We start from the raw sequence: 20380 nt of genomic DNA, 5'->3' as shown, positions 1-20380 counted from the left end.
AGAGAAAGGGCGATAAGATGCCAGAATTACCAGAAGTTGAAACGGTTCGGCGGGGCCTGACCCAGTTAGTGGGGGGCGCCACGATCGACCACGTAGAGGTCTTTTATCCTAAAATGGTGACGCCGGATGCTGAAGTGTTTACGGCTGAATTGATTGGTCGCAAAATTGAAAAGATTGATCGCCGGGGAAAGTATTTACTCTTCCGGTTCAGCGGTCAGCTAACGATGGTGTCCCATCTGCGGATGGAAGGAAAGTATGACGTTCAGCCCGAAGGCAGTCCGGTCACGAAGCACACACACGTGATCTTTCACCTGACCGATGACCGCGAACTCCGTTACACGGATACCCGGAAGTTTGGCCGGATGCGGTTGGTTCCGACGGGGACCGAAGCGGAAGCCTTACCGTCATTGGGGAAGATGGGACCTGAACCGACTGAAGCGACCCTGACGCTGGATTATATGCAGCGAATTTTTGGAAAGTCGCATAAGATTATCAAGCCTTTCTTACTGGATCAATCCCGAATCGCTGGGTTGGGGAACATCTATGCCGACGAAGTCCTGTGGTTGTCAAAGATCAACCCGCTGACGCCAGTGGACACGTTGACCAAGGATCAGCTGGTGACGTTACGGCAAGCAATCATTGACGAGATTCAAAAGGCGATTGCGGGCCACGGCACCACGGTTCATTCGTTCTCGACGGCTTTTGGGGATGCGGGGCATTTTCAAAATGACCTGCACGTCTACGGCCACGAGGGTGAGCCCTGTGAGCGGTGCGGAACCGAAATCGTGAAGATCAAGGTTGCTCAGCGGGGCACCCATTTCTGTCCCCATTGTCAACCGTTGCCACCCGATGCGCAGGGGGTCTTGACCGATGACTGAGGTCTGGGGACTCACGGGTGGAATCGCAACGGGGAAGTCTACGGTGAGCACATGGTTAAAGCAGGCAGAGATTCCGGTCATTGATGCGGATACGATTGCCCGCCAAGTCGTTGCGCTGGGCACCCCGGGATTGCAACAAATCAGCGTTGCGTTTGGGCCCGATTACTTGCAGGCCGATGGGACACTGAACCGGGCCAAGCTGGGCCAATTGGTCTTTCATGATCCGACCCAGTTACAACGGCTAAATGCCATTACCACCCCATTGATTCGGGATGAGATTCGCCGGCAACTGGCGGCTTATCGCATGCGAAAAGTGCCGGTAGTGATGGTGGACGCGCCTACGCTGTTTGAGGTGGGCTATCTGCAAAAGCTGGTCGATCATGTGATGGTGGTGGCCACCAGTGCCACGCACCAGAAGCAACGGCTCATGGCTCGTAACGGGTATACCGCAGTGGATGCCCAAGCCAGAATCGACCGTCAGTGGCCCTTGGCTCAAAAAATTGCGGCTGCGGACGTGGTCATTGATAACGACGGGGACATTACCCAAACACGCCAACAAGTGGTAAAATGGCTTGACATGAATAAATTTGGAAAAACGAATCAGGTAAAATGAGGTGACCAACTATGCAGTGTCCGCACTGTCATCATAACGGGTCACGAGTCGTCGACAGTCGTCCGACTGACGATGGTCGCGTGATTCGCCGCCGTCGGGAGTGCGAGAGCTGCGGCTTTCGGTTCACGACGTTTGAGCGCGTGGAAGTCACACCGCTCCTGGTGATTAAGAAGAACGGGACTCGGGAAGAGTTCAATCGAGAAAAGATTTTACGGGGAATTATTCGCTCGGCCGAAAAACGTCCGGTCGGTATGGATGCCATGACCCAAATTGTTGATGAGGTTGAAAATAAGATTCGGGCGTTAGGCGTCAATGAAATTTCCAGCCAGGTCATTGGGGAATATGTCATGAACCGGTTGGTCGACGTTGACGAAATTGCCTATATTCGGTTTGCAAGTGTTTACCGGCAGTTTAAGGATACGGGGGTTTTCTTCAACGAACTGAAGGATATCTTGGATAAGGATAAGCTGAAACAGGGTAAATCCAAGCCGAAAAAGGACTAAAGTGAGGCGAGATAACGGATGGAGGATTCTTGGCATCAATTGACCCCCCGAACAGGGTTCGTGGTTCGACTGGCTGATCGCGTTACTGATCAGAGTTGGCAGACCTTGACGCAACTCTATCAACCCATTATTGGTCCAGTGGCTGCTGCGTTATACAGCAGCCTCTTTTGGCTACCGGAACGCGAACAGTTGCACCGGCACGGCCGGTTGTTAGCCGGATTAGGCATTGATCTAGAGCACTTGTACGCCGCGCGGTTACGCTTAGAGGCCACGGGGTTACTGACGACCACGGTGAAGACGGCTAACGATTTGACCACCTTTTGCTATACGTTACGCGCACCGTTGACGCCCACGCGCTTCTTTAACGATGATCTCTTAAGCGTTCAATTGTTAGGTGTGATCGGTGAGGAGAGCTATCAGACCTTGCTGACCACGGCGACAGTCGTGACGCCCGCTGCCGACGAACAGGACATTACCAAGAACTTTTTGGAAGTCTTTCACGTGGATGGCCACGAGCTCAGTCAGTTGCCCGCTGCCGTGACGGCCGGGCGACACCAGATAACGGCTAAGACGGCTGAACCGGCTGTGGATTTGCCAGCAACGGATTTTGATTTTCACTTGCTGGGTGAAATTTTAAAACGGTCTTACGTGGATGCCCAGGCCTTGCAACCTTACCGGGAATTACTGGTCACCGAACACGTGACTTATGGGTTAGACGAGCCGACCATGGCTCGTTACATTGGCGAGGCCACTGACCTGGCCACGAACGCCTTTGACCCAGAACGGTTTAAGCGGGTGGTCGCCCGTCACTTCGAACAGCAGCATCCGGGCCAACCGGTTCAATCGACGGCCTCCCCGGCGCCGACTCCGGCTGCGGTCAAGTCGACGGCTGAGCAGACGGTGCTTCAGATGGCCAGTCAGATGACCCCGGCGGACTTCCTGGAAGCCATTAAGCAACAAACGGGGGGCTTTGTGACCTCGGGCGAGCAACGCATCATTCGTGACCTGGTGGGCCGGCAACTCTTTTCCCAAGGGGTTCTGAACATGATGGTGTACCACGTTTTGGTGGACGAGGAACGGCCAACCTTGAATAAGGCGTTGCTGGATACCATCGCCAATGATTGGAGTCAATCGAAGGTCACGACCCCCCAACAGGCGGTTGTGAAGATTCGGGAGCGGCAGCAGGCAGCTAAGCAGCCACGCTCACGGGCAACGGGCTCTCGTCGGAACGCCACGACGGTCAAGGAGACGTTACCGGAATGGGCTAAGGCGCCCGCGGCCACTAAGGCGGCTAAGCAACCGCAGTTATCGGATCAACAAAAACAAAAACTTAACGCCCGAATTGCCCGATTTAAGCAACGGCGTTCTGGGAAGGAGGATTCCTGATGGAAGATGTCAGTAAAGCCATGCAGCAGCTGATGAGTCAGCGACACCTGAATGCGAATTACCGCCAGCTAATGGCCAAAGTCTATGCCGACCAGACGGTCCAGCAGTTTTATCATGACCATAAGGCAGAGTTGGCGGAAGACGTTTTGGACCGCTCGGCAGCTAAACTCTATGAATTCGTGAGCGAACGGGCCAAGGTGGCACAGGGTGGCGAAACGTTTGCAGCGGGGTATGAACCCCAATTGATCGTGTCGAATCACCTGATCGACGTGGCCTATGTTCCGACTAAGGCCACCCAAGAAAAGCAGGCCCAGCAGCAGTTACGACAACGGGTCCGGTCAATAGCGATGCCTAAGGATATTCGTAACGCGCAACTTGATAACTTTGACCACGATGAGGAACGGATGGAGGCCCTGATGGCCGCTTATGATTTCATCGAGACCTACGAGGCGAGTCCCCATCGGCGTCACCAGGCCCTATACTTGGCCGGCAGTTTTGGGGTGGGCAAGACCTACCTCTTAGCGGCGATTGCTAATCAGCTGGCTAACGACGGCTTCTCCAGCACGTTAGTTCACTTTCCGAGTTTTGCGGTGGAGATGAAGAACGCGATTGCCCAGAACGGCGTCGGGGATAAGCTGGACGCGTTGAAGCGCGCCCCGGTATTAATGATCGATGACATTGGTGCGGATGCCATGTCAGCGTGGGTTCGGGATGACATCTTAGGCGTCATTTTGGAGTACCGGATGCAAGAGGAGCTACCGACGTTCTTTAGTTCGAATTTCTCGATGGCTCAGTTGGAGAACGAACACCTGCGGATCTCATCGCGTGGGGATGACGAACCCCTTAAAGCGCAACGGTTGATGCAACGGATTCGGTTCTTATCACGGGAGATCACCATGGTGGGGGTCAACCGCCGGCCACAATAAATTCGAGGTTACCGCTTGACAACTTTTGGCTGCGAGTGTTTAATAGTCCTTGAAGCCAATTAAAAGCTAAGACGAGAGATACGATGCGTTGTGGTTTGTCTCCAGGAAGAGGAAACCTAGATTGGAAGTTTCCTTAGTCGGCCCAATGCATTACCGCTTTCGCAGCTGTCAGAAGGAAAATTTCTGGCCGGTTCGTTCCGTTATCGACGATTAGAGTTCACGGGCGTAGTCTCGTGAAGAATATCGGGTGGAACCACGTTAATTAGACGTCCCCAGTGTCCTTAATGGATGCTGGGAACTTTTTGCGTTGACTGCTCAAAACACACAAGGGAGATCATACCATGGCAGAAATTTCAATTAAGTTCCCTGACGGCAAGGTTCAATCCTTTGCTGAAGGGACGACGCCAGCTGACGTCGCCGAATCCATTTCCATTAGCTTAGCCAAGAAAGCCGTTGCGGCAAAGTACAACGGTGAACTGGTCGATTACCTGACCCCACTGAAGGGTGACGGTGATATCGAAATCGTGACGAAGAGTGATGCAGACGGTTTGGCAGTTCTGCGGAACACCACGGCGGCTTTACTGCGGATTGCCTTGAAGAAGGAATTCCCAGCTATTCGCTTGGGTGAAGTTAGCGCTGACGATGACGGCTTTTACGTTGATACGGATAAGGATGACCAACAAGTCAGTGTTGACGAGTTGGATGCCTTAGCGGTTATCGTGGATAAGTTGGTCAAGGACCACTTAGACATCAAGCGGGTCGCTTTGAGCAAGGCTGACGCGTTGGCAACGGTCAAGGATGACCAATTCAGCACGGCTCTGATCAACGCCATTGACGGCGACCAAGTGCCTTTCTTACAGATTGGGGATTACCAAGTCTTAAGTGATGGCGCCCAATTGGTGAACACCAAGGACGTTAAGCAGTTCAAGTTCCTGTCAGTTGCCGGTGCCTACTGGCAAGGCAAGTCTTCGAACCCAATGCTGCAACGGATCTACGGGACGGCCTTCTACAAGGAAGCTGATTTAAAGGCTGACTTAGCACGGCGGCAAGAAGCCCGCGAGCGGGATCACCGAGTTATCGGGAATCAACTGGATCTGTTCTTCGTTGACCCGAAGGTTGGAGCCGGCTTACCTTACTGGATGCCAAATGGTGCTACGATTCGGCGGACAATCGAACGTTACATCATCGACAAGGAAGTGGCCAACGGTTACCAACACGTTTACACGCCAGTTCTGGCTAACTTGGACTTATACAAGCAATCTGGTCACTGGGCCCACTACCGGGAAGACATGTTCCCACCAATGGACATGGGTGATGGCGAACAGCTGGAATTACGGCCAATGAACTGCCCAAGCCACATTCAGATTTACAACCACCACATCCGTTCTTACCGGGAATTGCCATTGCGGATTGCCGAATTAGGGATGATGCACCGTTACGAAAAGTCAGGTGCCCTGAGTGGTCTGCAACGGGTTCGTGAAATGACCTTGAACGACGGGCACACGTTCGTGGCACCAGATCAGATTCAAGACGAATTCAAGCGCATCTTGAAGTTGATGGTTCAGGTCTACGCTGACTTCGATATCAACGATTACACGTTCCGGTTAAGTTACCGGGATCCTAAGAACACTGAAAAGTACTTCGCCGATGACGAGATGTGGAACAAGGCACAAACCATGTTGAAGGGTGCCATGGACGACTTAGGTCTAGATTACGTCGAAGCTGAAGGGGAAGCGGCCTTCTACGGTCCTAAGCTGGACGTCCAGACTAAGACGGCCCTGGGGAACGAAGAAACGTTATCCACGATTCAATTAGACTTCATGTTGCCAGAACGGTTCGACCTGCACTACATCGGTGCTGATGGTGAAGAACACCGTCCAGTGATGATTCACCGTGGTTTGGTTTCCACGATGGAACGGTTCACGGCTTACCTGACTGAAATCTACAAGGGTGCTTTCCCAACTTGGTTGGCACCCAAGCAAGTGACGATTATCCCCGTTTCCGAAGAAAAGCATGGCGCTTACGCGGATAAGTTAGCTGCTGAGATGAAGGCTGCGAACATTCGGGTCAACGTCGACAAGCGGGGCGAAAAGATGGGTTACCTGATTCGGGATGCCCAAACGCACAAGATTCCATACACGTTAGTGGTCGGGGAACAAGAAATGGCCAACGGCAGTGTGTCTGTACGGAAGTACGGGGAAGACGATGCGCAATCCATGAGCAGCGCCGACTTCATGAAGGAAATTCTGGACGACATTGCCTCATACAGCCGTGACGGAGACAGCACGGGTGAAGAAAGCCAAGTTGAAAAGAAGTTAGACCAAGACTAGTTCATCGGTCGGTGGATTAGACTAGGTTGACGATTAGCCATTGTTTTGGGAAAAGCAGTTGACATCCGCAACTGGTCCTGATATGATGGTTAAGTTGAGAAATTAAGCAGAGGCTACCGCTTCTCGCCTTGTGACTAAGTTGCTGGGCTGGATATGCACGTTAATTCCGTTCTTTAGAATGGGATTTCTTGCGGGAGCCGTTTGATTTTCATCAAAGGTTCCCGCATTTTTTGTCTCATGTGGTTCTCAAGATTATTTTGGAGGTGGATTACCATAGCAAACGACACGATTGTCAACGAGGGGATTCGCGCACGCGAAGTTCGGTTGATTGCCGATAACGGTGACCAATTAGGAATCAAGTCCAAGCGCGATGCATTACAGATCGCCGAAGACGCCAACCTCGATTTAGTTTTGGTTGCACCGAAAGCTAAGCCACCCGTAGCCCGGATCATGGATTACGGGAAGTACCGGTTCGAGTTGCAGAAGAAGCAACGCGAAGCTCGGAAAAAGCAAAAAGTGGTCAGTGTTAAGGAAGTGCGTCTGAGTCCTACCATTGATACCAACGACTTTAACTTCAAGTTGAAGAACGCTAAGAAGTTCTTGACCAAGGGTGAAAAGGTTCGGGTCTCAATCCGGTTCAAGGGTCGGGCCATTACCCATAAAGACATTGGTCGCGAAGTACTCAATCGCATGGCAGAAGAAACTTCTGACGTGGCAACGGTTGAGCAACGGCCAAAGATGGATGGTCGGAGCATGTTCTTGATGCTCTCACCCATTGAGAAAAAGTAAGAGTTGATTGTGTAGCTTCGGCTACGAACTTAAGGAGGATTTTTCGTACTATGCCAAAGATGAAGACTAACCGCGCTGCAGCCAAGCGTTTCAAAGTAACTGCTAAGGGCGGTATCAAGAGTGCTAATGCTTACACGTCTCACCGTTTCCACGGTAAGACCAAGAAGCAACGCCGGAACCTTCGTGGGACCCGGATGATGGATCAAACGACTATCAAGACTTACCGGAGCTTATTACAAAAGTAATTCTCGGGTATTCGGTCGTTAAAATTTCGGGTGGACGATGAATCGTCCCCATAATGTTTGAATTGATTTAGGAGGAAAAGATTATGCCACGAGTTAAAGGCGGTAATGTTACACGCGCACGTCGTAAGAAAGTTTTAAAGTTAGCTAAGGGTTACCGGGGCTCCAAGCACCGTTTATTCAAGGTTGCTAAGGACCAAGTTCGGAAGGGTTACCAATACTCCTTCCGTGACCGTAAAGCTACGAAGCGTAACTTCCGTAAGCTTTGGATTGCCCGGATCAACGCCGCAGCCCGGATGAACGGTCTGAGCTACAGCAAGTTGATGCACGGTTTGAAGTTAGCCAACATTGATGTTAACCGGAAGATGTTAGCCGACTTAGCTGTGAACGATGCAGCTGCCTTCACTGCTTTAGCTGACCAAGCTAAGCAAGCATTGGCTGCTTAATTTCAGTCGATGAAAAGACTTCGCTGACTTTCAGCGGGGCCTTTTTTATTTTTGCGGGTCGCAGAAGATAGCCGTTAAGATGCCCCATGGGTCTTAGACGGAAGTGGTGCGGTCCGCAAACACCATGGGTGGTAAAATAACCAGATATTGCGTATAATGAAGTGCTAGATATGCCAGTATGGCATTGGCACGAAGGGAGGAGTCACCCGCATGGTTGCTGGATTTAAACCCACGTGGATGGTTACGAACATATATGATTTGACCCCCGCCGATTTGAAGGCGCAAGGGATTCGAGCAGTCTTGACCGATTTGGACAATACCTTGATTGCTTGGAACAATCCGGATGGAACGCCGGAATTACGTCACTGGCTCAATTTATTAGAATTAGCCGGGATTCGGGTGATCGTGGTTTCCAACAACAGTCGCCAGCGGGTGGACCGGGCCGTTGCCCCGTTTAAGCTACCGTATATTCACCGTGCACTGAAGCCGTTGTCGTGGGGGCTCAAGCGGGCCTTGACCCGTTGGCACCTTCGCCGCGATGAAGTGGTGATGGTCGGTGACCAGTTATTGACGGATGTCTGGGCGGCCCACAATAGCGGCATTCGTAGTGTACTGGTCAAGCCGTTGATTCAATCGGACGCCTGGGTCACCAAGGGCAACCGTTTCCTAGAAAAAATCGTGATGTGGCGGTTACGTCACGTCTATCCAGAGTTAACTTGGCAGGAGGATTTAAATGAACGAAAAACACATTGACCCCGTCTTAGTGGACGGGGAACCGTTACGTTGCATTGGGTGTGGCGCAATGATTCAAACAACGGATAAGACGGCACCGGGGTATACGCCTCAGTCCGCCTTGGATAAGGGCATTGAAACCAACGAAGTCTATTGCCAACGGTGCTTCCGGTTACGGAACTATAACGAAATTACGCCAGTCGGGTTGACCGATGACGATTTCTTAAACCTGTTGACGCAGATTCAAGACGCAAATGCCCTAATCGTGTATGTTGTCGACATCTTTGACTTTAACGGTAGTGTGATTCCAGGGTTGCACCGGTTTGTCGGGGACAACCCCGTTCTGCTGGTCGGGAATAAAGAGGACCTCTTGCCAAGTTCGTTGAAGCGCAGCAAGTTGCAAGACTGGTTGCGGCAACGGGCGAATGAAGCGGGCTTGCGGCCGATTGACGTGACGTTATTGAGTGCTAAGACCAACCAGTCGGTCGATAGTCTCCTTGCCAAGATTGACAAATACCGGGGAAACCGCGACGTTTACGTAGTCGGCGTGACCAACGTCGGCAAGTCAACGTTAATTAATCAAATTATCCGGCAGAATACCGGAGTCCGTGACCTGATCACCACGTCACGGTTCCCGGGGACGACCTTGGACAAGATTGAGTTGCCACTAGATGACGACCATGTCTTGGTTGATACGCCGGGGATTATTCAAAATGCACAGATGGCCCACTTCCTAACGGGGAAGGACCTCAAGATTGTGACGCCACAGAAACCGATTAAGCCGAAGGTCTACCAGTTGAATGACCAGCAGACGTTATTCTTAGGTGGTGTGGCACGTTTCGATTATGACAAGGGGCCTAAGTCAGGGTTCACGGCTTATTTCGAGAACAACCTATACATTCATCGGACCAAGCTGGCGAACGCCGATGATTTTCGGCAACGGCAGTTAGGACAACTTCTGACGCCACCGCAACCGGAAAACGTCGCTGATTTTCCAGCCTTAGTGGCCCACACCTTTAAGACCACGGCTAAGAGTGACTTAGTCTTTGAAGGCTTAGGGTGGATCACAGTACCAGCAGGGGTCAATGTGACCGGCTGGGCACCCGAGGGTGTTGGCGTCTTGTTACGACGCGCAATGATATAGTAATGGAGGAAATAAATTTGTTACGAGGCAAACAAAAACGCTATTTACGGGCACAAGCCCACAACCTACGGCCCATCTTTTCTGTTGGCAAAAATGGGCTGACCCAGACGTGGTTAGATCAGCTGACAGGGGCCCTGGAAAAGCGGGAACTGATTAAGATTAACCTGCAACAAAGTGCCGAAGCCACGGTCGCAGAGACCAAGGACTTCATCGAAGGCCATACGGACATTCAAGTCGTTCAAACGATTGGACGGGTACTAGTGCTGTACCGGCCGGCAACGGATACGGATAATCAACGCTATTCAACGGTGGTTGAAGACATGTAAGGGGGCTAAGCGGTCGTGGTAAAGATCTTAGAACGAACGAGTACGAAAGTCGCTACGGAGATGGCGGCTACGGCCAAGAAGCGTCGAATCGGCATTCTTGGCGGAACTTTTAATCCGCCGCACTTAGGACACTTAGTGATTGCGGATCAGGTTGCGACCCAGTTGGGCTTAGATCAAGTCTTGTTCATGCCGGATGCGGAGCCGCCACACGTTGATCGAAAGATTACGATTCCGGCAAAGGACCGGGTGGCCATGGTCAAGGCAGCGATTGCGGATAATCCGCGATTCTCGTTAGAATTAACTGAAGTTGAGCGGGGGGGCCGGAGCTATAGTTATGAGACGATGCGCCAGCTTACCCAGCAACATCCAGAAAATCAGTATTATTTCATTATTGGCGGCGACATGGTCGCCTACCTGCCGAAGTGGTACCGGATTAATGATTTGGTAAAGTTGGTCCAGTTTGTGGGCGTTTGCCGTCAGGGATACACTCACGAGTCGCCGTATCCCGTTCTCTGGGTCGACGTGCCGCAGATTGGCATTAGTTCGACGATGGTTCGGGAACAAGTTCGGCGGGGCCAGTCGGTTCGTTATCTGGTTCCGACCTTGGTGGATCTCTATATAAAGGAGCATTTGTTATATCGTGGCTGAGATGACGTATACGGAACACCTCTTTCCGGGGACCCGGGAGGAGTTGCTGGCTAAGATTGAAAAGCAGCTAAAGCCCAAGCGGTTTCAACACGTTTTACGGGTGGAGCAGACTGCCATTCAGTTAGCCCAAGCGAACCACGTTGATTTGGAGAAAGCCAGTATTGCGGGGTTGACCCATGATTACGCGAAGCAGCGACCGGATGAAGACTTTATCCAGGCCATTCACGACTATGCCATGGATCCCGCGTTGCTCACCTACGGCAATGCCATCTGGCACGGCGTTGTGGGTGCTGAGTTCGTTAAGCGCGAGCTGGGTGTCATGGATGAGGACATCTTAAATGCGGTTCGGCACCATACCACCGGCGCGGTTTACATGACGAAGCTGGAGCAGATTGTGTATATGGCAGACTTCATTGAACCAGCCCGCGACTTTCCCGGGGTTGATCGGGCCCGGGAACTCACGGCACAAGACTTGGGCCGCGGGGTAGCCTATCAAGCACAACACACGTTGGCGTACTTAGTGGCGAAGAACCAACCCGTTTACCCTAAGTCTATTGAAACCTATAACGCCTGGATTCGGCGTTACCCGACGATTTGAGAGGAGCACATCATTTGGAAAGCAAAACATTATTAGAAATTGCAGTTAAAGCCGCTGAAAGCAAGCGGGCAGAGGGCATTACCGCATTGGATATGCAGAAAATCAGCTTGATGGCAGACTACTTCCTGATCATGGAAGCTAATTCTAGCCGGCAAGTTAAGGCGATTGCTGACGAAATCATTGATAAGATGGCCGAAAACGACGTGACGATTCGCGACGTGGAAGGTAAGGATGGCGCCAACTGGATCTTAATCGACCTAGGTGACGTTGTGGTTCACGTTTTCCAGAAGGAACAACGGTCCCACTACAATCTGGAAAAGCTCTGGTCCGACGCGCCAACCGTTGACCTGAGCCAATGGGTCGAAGCAGAAGCATGATTTATCAATCCTTCGCCCAGTTATACGACGAATTGTTTGATCCAGCCATGTACCAACAATGGCTGGATTTTGTCGCTTCACGTGTTGCACCTACGGAAGGGCCCTTGTTGGATTTGGCCTGTGGGAGCGGTCGGCTAGGTGTTCAACTCGCCCAGCGGGGGTATGACGTGAGTGGCTTAGATCTGTCGGAAGAGATGCTGGCTTTGGCGGAAAAACACGCTGAAGAGGCCCAGGTGACCTTTCCGCTGATGGCGGGGAACATGGTCGACCTCAGTGAGATCGACACGTATCAAACAGTGACTTGTTTTGCCGATTCGTTCTGCTACTTACCAGATATCGCGACGGTCACGCAGGCCTTTACGCAGGTTCATGATCACTTGGCAATCGGCGGAAAGTTCTTGTTTGACGTCATCACGCCCCATCAGACGGACGACGTCTACCCGGGGTATATGTATAATTATGTTGATGATGACCGGGCCTTTCTCTGGACCAGTTACGGGATTGAAGATGAAGAACACGCCGTTGAGCACGACTTAACGTTCTTTATTCACGATGTCGCCGACGACGCCTATCACAAAGTTACGGAATTACACCATGAACGAACTTACGCGTTGGCTGATTATCAGCAGGCGCTTCAACAAGCTGGACTGACCTTAAAGCGGGTAAGCGCCGACTTTGGTGAACGGGACATTGATGATCAGACCACGCGTTGGTTCTTTGAGGCCACACGGGAGGCTTAACCATGACGTTACGGGCGGCAGGTATCATTGCCGAATATAATCCTTTTCATAATGGACACGCGTATCAATTGAGCCAGGTGCGCACGCAGACGGATGCGGATCTCATCGTGGTGGCGATGAGTGGTAACTGGGTCCAGCGTGGGGAACCGGCCTTGATGGACAAGTGGCAGCGGGCCCAAGCAGCGTTAGTAAGCGGCGTCGATCTAGTGGTCGAATTACCTACGACCAGTGCCGTTCAACCCGCGCATTTATTTGCTGCGGGGGGTGTGCAGGTATTAGCAGCGCTGGGGTGTCAGTGGTTAGCGTTTGGGACGGAGCATCCGGATTTAGACTATGGGCAACTGATGGCTCATTTGCCCACGAATCCGGCGACGTTTAAACGGTTCGACCAGACCTACGCGACCCTGTTTCAGGGGTATCTCCGGGATCAGACGGGGATTACGTTGAATGCGGCTAATGACATTCTGGGCTTCTTCTATGCCCTAGCGAACCGCCAAGCTGGTAGTCCGCTCCGCTTAGTACCGTTACCGCGACGGGGGAGTCAGCATAACGACCAACGGATTGCCGATCAGGCGCACTTTGCGAGTGCCACGGCGATTCGTACGGCAGCGCTAGCCGATGACTGGGACGCCGTTCGGTCCGTGGTGCCTGAGACCACGCTAGCCGCGTTACAGACGACCCAGTTGACCAGTTGGGAGGACTTCTGGCCCCTATTACGGTACCAACTGATCAGTAGTGCCGTAACGGACCTGGGAGCCCTGTACCAGATGCGTGAGGGCGTAGAGTACCGCTTGAAGAAGGCGGCGTTGCCCGCGACGAGTTTTGCGGCGTTTATGCACGCGGTCAAGACCAAACGGTACACTTATACGCGACTACAGCGGCAGGCCACATCGGTGCTCTTGCAGACCAAGCCTGCGGAAATGTTAGCCGGTCCCCAGTACCTTCGCGTTTTAGGGTATAATGCGGTGGGACGCCAGTATCTGCACCAGATTAAGAAACACGTGGCTTTGCCGCTGGTCAGTCGAGCAGACCGGGAGTGGCAGCAGAAGCTGGGAGCTTTGGACAACCGGGCGGGCCTGGTACGGTCTCTGGTGACTGGCGTTGCCCAGGACGATGGCCGCATTCCCGTGATGTTTCCCGATTCTCAAAGACTATCAAGGAAATTACCTTGACATCATTTCGCTTGACAGGTATAATTTATCACGTTGCATTGGAGGAATAACGATGAAATGGTCGTTGACCGAGTTACGCAAGAACCACCGGAATGACCCCTTACAGTTTGAGGAGACGCTGGATTTGAAGGCGGATCTGATGGATCGGTATGGGGAAGAGGTCTTAGATCTCAGTCCCGTTAAGGTTCAAGGGATGGTTTCCGTCGTGAACGGTGACGTTGCGGTGGATGCCCGGGTCAAAGCGGATTTGACGGTTCCGTCAAGTCGGTCTTTGACGCCGGTGGATTTACCCGTCGATTTTAGGATGACGGAGTACTACGTTTCGGATGCTGCGGCAACGCAACGGTTTGAGAAGACCGACGTTGTGATGGTGGTTCCGGACGACTTGATTGATTTTGATAAAGCCGTTGGGGATAACATCATCTTGCAAATTCCGATGCACATTCTGTCTGATGCCGAACAACAAGGTGCCGCAATGCCAGAAGGGCAAGATTGGCAGGTTGTGCGTGAGGCCGACTTAGATAAAGTCGAGGCAGAAAATCAATCAGTTGATCCACGTCTTGCAAAGTTAAAGGACTTCTTCCCTGATCAGGATGATAAGTAGTCACTTTGTGAGCCTTAAAATTTTTTCACTAGTGGATAATTTTAATTAAAGGAGGTGTTTTCTTTGGCTGTACCAGCACGGAAAACGTCTAAGACGAAAAAGCGCATGCGTCGGGGTCACATTAAGTTGAATGTCCCTGGTTTGACGCCATGCCCAAACTGTGGTGAACTGCGTAAGTCACACATGGTTTGCCCTAGCTGTGGCTTCTACGATGGCCGTCAGGTCGTTGCAAAGGCAACTGCAAACAACTAAACCTAAATGAAAAAACTCCTATGAAGTCCGCGGCTTCTGGGAGTTTTTTTGTACCCTAATTTCACTTGTGTGTTGATAAATGATAAATTAAAATATGATTATAAAACGATTATTATTTATTAATTATGGAGGTGGAAAACGTGCTGGTTCGGCGCTATTGGCACTATGCTCGGTATTCGGTAGGCTGGTTATTGCTCCTGATACCGATTGCTAGTGCGATTGAAATTGCGGTTGCCGCGTTGTTACAGCTGATGACGGATGCAGCGACGGGTCACAGTTCAATATCCTATGGCGGGTTGGTGGCTATTGTGGGTGGCTATATTTTAGTGGACGCGGGGATGTTTTTCGGCTGTCAGTACCTGACACAAACGACGCTGAATCGTATGATGGCTGGTCTTCGCCAAGATCTGTTAGGGGCACTGTTCCGCCAACCGACCGGTGTTGGCCGGGATACCCAAGCGCTAACGACGACCTACTATAATGACTTTACGACTACGTTACCCATCATTCGGCAAGAATACCTGCAGGGGAGCGTCAACGTGTACCGGGCGTTATGGCAATTCTTAATTGCCGTGGGCATGTCGGTGATGATTCAGCCCTGGCTGAGCTTATTGATCTTGGCATTATGCTTGCCGGGATTGGGGGTGCCGTTTCTTCAACGGCGTCGCTTACAACGGCGGAAGCAAGCCGTACTCCAACAAAATCAAGCGGTGACGCAACGGTTACAGGATGCAACGCAGGGATTGCGTACGATTCAAATTTTTAATGTTCAACGACAATTACAACGGCTATTTAATCATCAAAGTCAACGGCTGTGGCGCGTTCAAAATCAAGATCAGTGGACACGCAAGACCGTTAGCGGGGTCAGCCAGCTCTTGGATAATGTGTTGTACTTGGGGACCTGGGTTGGCGGAATTTACTTTGTGGTGCGGCAGACGATTACGTTGGGACAGTTGGTAGCCTTCTCCCAATTGATGATTTTTATCTCGGAGCCCATTCAGTCGGCTTCCGGATTGTTAGGAGATCTGGTGGGGGGGCGTACAGCGGCACGTGAGCTTGAAGCGCGTTTGGCAGTGACCCCGTCAAACGCGTCCCAACGGCAGCTGGCACCACTTACCCAGATAGCTTTTAATCAGGTGGGTTATGCCTCGAAAGATGTGTCGATTTTACAGGGTGTCAGCCTAACCTTGCAGGCCCAACAGCATTACGTTATTGTTGGCAAGAGCGGGAGCGGTAAGTCAACGTTGTTGAACTTACCACTTTCTCCGGGACTGTCGATAGCGGGGACCATACAGCTTAATCAGCACAATCTGGAAGAGTATTCAGCAACGTCCGTGGCTCAGCGCTTGGGACTCTTGACGCAAGAGGTCGCGCTCTTCGATGATACGATTGCGAACAACTTGAGTCTGTACCAGGAGGTGGCTGAACCACGACTTCAAGCGGCCCTACGGTTAGTGGGTCTCGATCGCTGGGCAACGCCTGAAGGGGTCCAGCAAGCCATTAGCCGGCAGGGGACCCGGTTATCGGGTGGTGAGCGGCATCGGTTAGCTGTGGCGCGTCTGTGGCTTCAAAACAAAGATTTTTCGTTTTTAGATGAACCCTTGACGGGGTTAGACCCTAAGACGGCCCATGACTTGGTTCAAGTCTTCACCACGCGCTGGCCTACGGGGTGGGCGCTAGTAACCCATCAGTATGATGCAACCCTGTTTGCGGCGGCTGATCAGATCATTGTGGTTGACGCAGGCCGAATTGTGGCCCGAGGAACTCAGGAGACGGCTGCCGTGCAGCACTGGTTAGCGCGGCTTAAGTTAACGGAAGCCTGACGGTTTTAGACTAGAATACGTCAAAACGGCAGTGACGTCCTGAGGGGACGGCCACTGCCGTTTAGTGCGTTATCGTTTAAGTTTACTTGGTAAAGTCGACGACCATCCGACCAACGATTTGGTTGTTCTTCATTTCGTCAATGATATCGTTAACTTCGTCCAAACGACGGGTCTTAACGATTGGGTGAACCTTGCCTTCAGCACCGAATTGGAAGGTTTCGGCTAAGTCTTGACGGGTCCCAACTAAGGAACCACGAACGGAGATACCGTCCAGAACCGTCTTGGCGATGTTCAGCTTCATGTCACCCTGTGGTAAGGCCACGGCAACGAGCTTCCCATCAGGACGCAGGGCGTTAACGGATTGCGTAAAGGCGTCCGCGTTAACGGCAGTTACTTGGGCGGTGTTGACCCCGCCGACCTTCTTTTGAATCTGTTCAGCAACGTCACCGTCGTGCCGGTTGATCAGCACTTCCGCACCGTTTTCCTTAGCAGCTTCCAGCTTGTCTGGGTTCCCATCAACGGCAACAACGTGTGCACCGAAGACGTTGTGGGCGTATTGGATGGCCAAGTTACCTAAACCACCGGCACCGACAACTTCGACCCATTGGCCAGGCTTGGTCTCGCCGACCTTCAAGGCCTTGTACATCGTCACACCAGCACAAGTTAAGGAAGTGGCTTCGACAGGGTCCAAACCTTCAGGGACCTTAACAGCATAGTTGGCATCCACGATGCATTCTTCAGCCATGGCACCATCGACGGTGAACCCGGAGTTCAGAACATTCCGGCAAAGTGTTTCCCGACCGGTCAAGCAGTATTCACAGTGGCCACAGCCCTTGTAGAACCAAGCAATGGAGACCCGGTCACCGATCTTTAAGTTTTTAACATCGTCAGCAACTTGAATCACTTTACCGACACCTTCATGGCCAATGATCCGACCTGGTTGCTTACCAAAGTCACCGGCAGCGACGTGTAAGTCGGTGTGGCATAGCCCACAATATTCCATCTTAACTAAGGCTTCACCGTGAGTGATGGGACGGAGCGTGACGTCCTTGATATCAACATAACCATCTACAGAATCGCGAATAACAGCAGCTTTCATGAAAAGAACCCCTTTTCTTTTTTATCTACACCGCTTAGTATACTTAAAAAATTCACAAGTGCAAGTGAAATCATACACAAAAATAAAATTTAAAAAACTTTTGTCGAAACTGATTGGGGATAATATGGCTTTAGAATGGTTATTCAACTGCCTTTCTAATGTGAAAGTAACCACGAATTAATTTTTCATTAAGCACAAGCCAAAAGAATGCAACCGGTTGTTTACAGGCCTTAGCGCACTTTTAACGCTTCTGCCAATTAATCCCTGTTACGACGAAGGGAAAAGGCGCACAATTGGGAGTAAATATGATAAAATTAAATATTGGAATGAACCACGGTTGCTCTTGAAACACCACGACTGGTGTATGCTGAGCACAGCTAAATCGCCCTAGAGGAGTTAAAGAGTAATGAGTCGAATTTTAATTATTGAAGACGAAAAAAACCTGGCGCGCTTTGTTGAACTGGAACTGAAGCACGAAGGATACGAAACGAACGTTCAGTTTAATGGCCGGACGGGGCTTGATGCCGCGTTATCACAGGACTTCGATGTGATTTTACTAGATTTGATGTTGCCTGAATTAAACGGGATTGAAGTTGCCCGGCGGGTGCGGGAAGTGAAGAGTACGCCAATCATTATGATGACGGCTCGTGACTCGGTGATCGACCGTGTCTCCGGGTTGGATCATGGTGCCGACGATTACATTGTTAAGCCGTTTGCCATTGAAGAATTGTTGGCCCGGGTGCGGGCCCTGTTACGCCGGATTCATTTGGAAGGTGAACAGAAGAACACCAAGCAAACCACGGTGAAGTTCAAAGATCTGACGATTGAGAAGGAAAACCGAATCGTGCGGCGTGGCGACGAGGTCATCAACCTCACTAAGCGGGAGTACGAACTGCTCTTGGCGTTGATGGAGAACGTGAACGTAGTCCTGGCCAGAGACGTGTTACTGACCAAGGTCTGGGGGTACGAATCCGAAGTTGAGACCAACGTGGTCGATGTGTACGTCCGGTACTTACGGAACAAAATTGATGTGCCTGGTCAGAAGAGCTACATTCAGACTGTCCGGGGCACGGGGTACGTGATGCGGTCGTGAGAACTCCCGAATCTAGTCTCGCGGAAGAACCCGTTGAGGCTAAGAAAAAGCCGTTCCGCTTTTCGTTAAAGTGGAAGTGGGCTTTATCAACGGCTGGCGCAGTTTTGATTATTTTTACCGTGATTGCGCTTCTGATCTTTAACAGTTTCATGACCGTCTTACTCCAGCAGGAGCGGACCCATGTCGGTGACACCATGAATGTTGTGGTGGAAAAGCTGAATACTCAGAAACAAGAACTGACGGGCCAAACGGTCGATAACCTATTGCGCCCCCGAGTAGCGGCGATTTTGGGGAAGAAAACCACGCCGTACAATAGTGCTATCGTGACCAGCTTAGCTCGGGATAGCCAGACCGTTGCGGTGTATGACCCGGCCGGAGCCTTGCTCTTCACTAGTCGGGGTGCGAACGTCGCGACGTTTAAGCCGGTGAATAAACAACAGATTCGGACCCAGCAGACCAAGCAGGGATCCGGGTTGATTGGTCGGACACCGATTCGCTCGAAACAAAATGACCAGATTATTGGGTACGTGCAGGTCGACGATAACCTCCAGGATTATCACGAGACCCAGACGCGGCTGCTACAGGTCGTCATTGTCTTGGGCTTGATGGCCGCATTGGCGGCGGCAATTCTCAGCTACATCTTGGCGTCGTTCTTACTACGGCCTATGGATGCCATTCGGGATACGATTCACGCCGTGCGGGATGATCCCCAAACGGATGAACGAGTGCCAGTGTCTAAGCGTAACGATGAACTGGGTGATTTGACAGCGCTGCTGAACGATATGATCGATACCACGCAGCGGTACATCGACCAACAGCAACAATTCGTGGAAGATGTCTCTCATGAGTTGCGGACGCCGGTGGCCATTATTCAGGGCCACATGGAGATGCTGGACCGGTGGGGGAAAGATGATCCCGAGGTCCTTGATGAGTCCATTAAGGCTTCCTTACAAGAGACCAAGCGAATGAAGAGCTTGGTTCAAGAGATGTTGGATCTGCAACGGGCGGAGCAGATTGAAGTGACGTTTACCAATGACGTGACCGATGTGAGTGAAGTGGTCACGCAGGTCTACGACAACTTTAAGATGATCCATCCCGACTATGTCTTTATTCTGGACGATGACGTTCATCAGTCGATTCAAGCCCAGATCTACCGGAACCACTTGGAACAGATCTTGATTATCCTGCTAGATAACGCCGTGAAGTACTCGACCACGCGCAAGGAGGTCCACCTGACCTACGAGCAAGATTCACGGAACGTGGAGATTGCGGTCCAGGACTTCGGGGAAGGCATCTCGCAGGCCAATCGCGACCGGGTCTTTAACCGGTTCTATCGGGTCGACAAAGCACGTTCGCGGACTAAAGGGGGCAATGGACTGGGTCTCGCAATTGCCAAACGGTTGATTGAGGGGTATCACGGGTCCATTACCATTGAGAGTGCCGTCGGACACGGGTCCGTCTTTCGAATCTCGTTGCCAATCCTGTCTAAGGAAGCGGCAGACCGTTTGATAAAAAAGAAACAGCAGGCCCAAGCAGCGAATACGGACATTTCTGGCTTGCTGAAGTCTCAGCTATTAGAGGACGACTCCGGTGAAGATCCGGCTACTAAGTCGGAGACACCGGACGACCATTAAGACACAGGTCTATGATGCATTAGGC

General features: G+C 51.6%; 23 protein-coding genes. 22 read left to right on the top strand and 1 reads right to left on the bottom strand.

Features of this window, described 5'->3' with window-relative positions:
* Nucleotides 1–17: 17 nt before the first annotated feature.
* From mutM to FD30_RS02395, 20 genes are all read left to right on the top strand, one after another.
* Nucleotides 18–878: a bifunctional DNA-formamidopyrimidine glycosylase/DNA-(apurinic or apyrimidinic site) lyase gene (gene mutM / locus FD30_RS02485; protein ID WP_056943757.1), complete on the top strand. Its 861-nt coding sequence runs from the start codon at nucleotides 18–20 to the stop codon at nucleotides 876–878.
* Entirely contained in the window at nucleotides 871–1491 is a 621-nt protein-coding gene (gene coaE / locus FD30_RS02480) for a dephospho-CoA kinase (RefSeq protein WP_056943756.1), read from the top strand. Before mutM ends, coaE begins: the two co-directional genes overlap by 8 nt.
* 11 nt (nucleotides 1492–1502) lie before the next feature.
* Entirely contained in the window at nucleotides 1503–1994 is a 492-nt protein-coding gene (gene nrdR, locus FD30_RS02475; RefSeq protein WP_034544880.1) for a transcriptional regulator NrdR, read from the top strand.
* 39 nt (nucleotides 1995–2033) lie between these two features.
* Nucleotides 2034–3380: a replication initiation and membrane attachment family protein gene (locus tag FD30_RS02470; protein ID WP_235803245.1), complete on the top strand. Its 1347-nt coding sequence runs from the start codon at nucleotides 2034–2036 to the stop codon at nucleotides 3378–3380.
* Nucleotides 3380–4306 carry a primosomal protein DnaI gene (dnaI, locus tag FD30_RS02465; RefSeq protein WP_024746528.1) on the top strand — a complete coding sequence of 309 codons (927 nt, stop codon included), beginning with the start codon at nucleotides 3380–3382 and terminating at the stop codon, nucleotides 4304–4306. The genes FD30_RS02470 and dnaI overlap by 1 nt, the downstream gene beginning before the upstream one ends.
* Nucleotides 4307–4647: 341 nt before the next feature.
* Entirely contained in the window at nucleotides 4648–6636 is a 1989-nt protein-coding gene (thrS, locus tag FD30_RS02460) for a threonine--tRNA ligase (protein ID WP_056943754.1), read from the top strand.
* Nucleotides 6637–6873: 237 nt separating this feature from the next.
* The gene (gene infC, locus FD30_RS02455) at nucleotides 6874–7425 is read left to right on the top strand and encodes a translation initiation factor IF-3 (RefSeq protein WP_081721481.1); all 552 of its coding nucleotides are present in this window, start codon (nucleotides 6874–6876) and stop codon (nucleotides 7423–7425) included.
* 50 nt (nucleotides 7426–7475) lie between these two features.
* Nucleotides 7476–7670, top strand: a complete 195-nt coding sequence (gene rpmI, locus FD30_RS02450) for a 50S ribosomal protein L35 (RefSeq protein ID WP_024746525.1) — start codon at nucleotides 7476–7478, stop codon at nucleotides 7668–7670.
* A gap of 83 nt (nucleotides 7671–7753) precedes the next feature.
* Nucleotides 7754–8113 (top strand): 50S ribosomal protein L20, encoded by a 360-nt coding sequence (rplT, locus tag FD30_RS02445; RefSeq protein ID WP_024746524.1) that lies wholly within the window; start codon nucleotides 7754–7756, stop codon nucleotides 8111–8113.
* Nucleotides 8114–8323: 210 nt separating this feature from the next.
* On the top strand, nucleotides 8324–8866 hold the full coding sequence (locus FD30_RS02440) for a YqeG family HAD IIIA-type phosphatase (RefSeq protein ID WP_024746523.1): 543 nt from the start codon (nucleotides 8324–8326) through the stop codon (nucleotides 8864–8866).
* Nucleotides 8847–9989 (top strand): ribosome biogenesis GTPase YqeH, encoded by a 1143-nt coding sequence (gene yqeH, locus FD30_RS02435; RefSeq protein ID WP_056943753.1) that lies wholly within the window; start codon nucleotides 8847–8849, stop codon nucleotides 9987–9989. The genes FD30_RS02440 and yqeH overlap by 20 nt, the downstream gene beginning before the upstream one ends.
* Nucleotides 9990–9991: 2 nt before the next feature.
* Complete coding sequence (gene yhbY, locus FD30_RS02430; RefSeq protein ID WP_034544877.1) at nucleotides 9992–10315, top strand: ribosome assembly RNA-binding protein YhbY; 324 nt, start codon at nucleotides 9992–9994, stop codon at nucleotides 10313–10315.
* A 60-nt stretch (nucleotides 10316–10375) separates the two neighbouring features.
* The gene (locus FD30_RS02425; protein WP_225426451.1) at nucleotides 10376–10963 is read left to right on the top strand and encodes a nicotinate-nucleotide adenylyltransferase; all 588 of its coding nucleotides are present in this window, start codon (nucleotides 10376–10378) and stop codon (nucleotides 10961–10963) included.
* Nucleotides 10953–11561 (top strand): bis(5'-nucleosyl)-tetraphosphatase (symmetrical) YqeK, encoded by a 609-nt coding sequence (gene yqeK, locus FD30_RS02420; RefSeq protein ID WP_186810756.1) that lies wholly within the window; start codon nucleotides 10953–10955, stop codon nucleotides 11559–11561. Before FD30_RS02425 ends, yqeK begins: the two co-directional genes overlap by 11 nt.
* Nucleotides 11562–11575: 14 nt before the next feature.
* Nucleotides 11576–11938, top strand: a complete 363-nt coding sequence (gene rsfS / locus FD30_RS02415; protein ID WP_056943752.1) for a ribosome silencing factor — start codon at nucleotides 11576–11578, stop codon at nucleotides 11936–11938.
* The gene (locus FD30_RS02410) at nucleotides 11935–12678 is read left to right on the top strand and encodes a class I SAM-dependent DNA methyltransferase (protein WP_056943751.1); all 744 of its coding nucleotides are present in this window, start codon (nucleotides 11935–11937) and stop codon (nucleotides 12676–12678) included. Before rsfS ends, FD30_RS02410 begins: the two co-directional genes overlap by 4 nt.
* A gap of 2 nt (nucleotides 12679–12680) precedes the next feature.
* Nucleotides 12681–13850, top strand: coding sequence for a nucleotidyltransferase (locus tag FD30_RS02405; RefSeq protein ID WP_056943750.1), 1170 nt, complete (start codon nucleotides 12681–12683; stop codon nucleotides 13848–13850).
* A gap of 52 nt (nucleotides 13851–13902) precedes the next feature.
* Nucleotides 13903–14454, top strand: a complete 552-nt coding sequence (locus FD30_RS02400) for a YceD family protein (RefSeq protein ID WP_056943749.1) — start codon at nucleotides 13903–13905, stop codon at nucleotides 14452–14454.
* Between the two features lie 63 nt (nucleotides 14455–14517).
* Nucleotides 14518–14706, top strand: a complete 189-nt coding sequence (gene rpmF, locus FD30_RS11390) for a 50S ribosomal protein L32 (protein ID WP_081721480.1) — start codon at nucleotides 14518–14520, stop codon at nucleotides 14704–14706.
* Between the two features lie 140 nt (nucleotides 14707–14846).
* Nucleotides 14847–16529 (top strand): ABC transporter transmembrane domain-containing protein, encoded by a 1683-nt coding sequence (locus FD30_RS02395; RefSeq protein WP_056943748.1) that lies wholly within the window; start codon nucleotides 14847–14849, stop codon nucleotides 16527–16529.
* Nucleotides 16530–16611: 82 nt separating this feature from the next.
* Here FD30_RS02395 and adhP read toward each other — a convergent pair whose 3' ends face one another.
* Nucleotides 16612–17628, bottom strand: a complete 1017-nt coding sequence (gene adhP / locus FD30_RS02390) for an alcohol dehydrogenase AdhP (protein WP_056943747.1) — start codon at nucleotides 17626–17628, stop codon at nucleotides 16612–16614.
* 406 nt (nucleotides 17629–18034) lie between these two features.
* Between adhP and FD30_RS02385 the strand changes: the two genes are divergently transcribed.
* Both FD30_RS02385 and FD30_RS02380 read left to right on the top strand, forming a co-directional pair.
* Nucleotides 18035–18721, top strand: a complete 687-nt coding sequence (locus FD30_RS02385; RefSeq protein ID WP_024746513.1) for a response regulator transcription factor — start codon at nucleotides 18035–18037, stop codon at nucleotides 18719–18721.
* The gene (locus tag FD30_RS02380; protein WP_056943746.1) at nucleotides 18718–20355 is read left to right on the top strand and encodes a HAMP domain-containing sensor histidine kinase; all 1638 of its coding nucleotides are present in this window, start codon (nucleotides 18718–18720) and stop codon (nucleotides 20353–20355) included. The genes FD30_RS02385 and FD30_RS02380 overlap by 4 nt, the downstream gene beginning before the upstream one ends.
* Nucleotides 20356–20380 lie beyond the last annotated feature (25 nt).

Source organism: Levilactobacillus namurensis DSM 19117 (assembly GCF_001434785.1).
In the GTDB taxonomy this organism is placed as follows: Bacteria; Bacillota; Bacilli; order Lactobacillales; family Lactobacillaceae; genus Levilactobacillus; species Levilactobacillus namurensis.
Note: the sequence above shows the minus strand (reverse complement) of the source record. Positions and strands in the feature narration are given on the sequence as shown.